The 850-nt window shown below is 54.1% G+C and carries 1 protein-coding gene; it reads right to left on the reverse strand.

What is annotated here, in order from left to right; all coding sequences use genetic code 11:
* Nucleotides 1-26 precede the first annotated feature (26 nt).
* Nucleotides 27-850, reverse strand: an 824-nt coding sequence (locus EIP75_RS23805; protein WP_233585028.1) for a DUF2262 domain-containing protein, incomplete at its 5' end; no start/stop codon positions are given.

Genomic DNA, 850 nt, shown 5'->3' on the forward strand with positions numbered 1-850 from the left:
CCGGTTTTGCAGAGTTTCCCTTGGTGCTAGCCACTGATTGATGCCTCATAGAACTCGCCGGTAACGACTCCGCGAACATCTATGGAGTGTCCGAAGAATAGGTTGCCGTCGTCGTAGAAGAGGCTGATGCCACCATCCGCCTCAGCCTCGATAACGGCAAGTACGAGTCTCTGCTGAAATTCCCTTTCGGAAACGTCGTTTTCGTTTTCCTCCAGCCAACTGTCGTTCTTTAGTTGTGTAAGCCGAGAAGCTGCGAACTGTGTCGCCGCACGATCAACATGGGAAAGGTTGGCAACGAGTTGGATCGCTACCGATAGTGCTCCCGCGTCGACCTCTGACGAGTTGTGCACTGCCGGTATGGAAAGTTGTACGCTGCGCCCTAAGTAGGTGACTTCGCCCTCAAAGATGTTTATGCGCCGATCTAGTCGAAGCATGCCAAGAGTCTCTGTATGTAGAGCGACCGGTAAGCGCAACTCGGCAGCAGCTGCTTCCATCTCATGGTCGGAGGTGTTAAGTACCGCTACTTCCTCCAGCCTTGCGATATGAGTCCCTCGCTCTGTGGGCTCCAAGTCTCGAATCAAGAGACTGACAACGCTCGTTGCTGCCAACCCCGCTTTTGCGGCATCTATCTGCTCCATTGGCATGGGTTTGGTCACACGGAGCTCAGTGAAATTCAATGGCCCGTCGAGTAGGCGCCAAGGGTTCACATGGAAGCCGAGCATCCACCCATCTTCACGTGTGCTGAATCCAAAGGGGCCGAGCGGTGTCACTACACCCGCGATGCGTAGTTCCGATAGGGAGTTTGCAGATGTATTCATGTTGGTGTGTGGGCCTAACGAGGCTGCAGAAA

It is taken from the genome of Aquabacterium soli (assembly GCF_003933735.1).
Lineage (GTDB): Bacteria > Pseudomonadota > Gammaproteobacteria > Burkholderiales > Burkholderiaceae_C > Aquabacterium > Aquabacterium soli.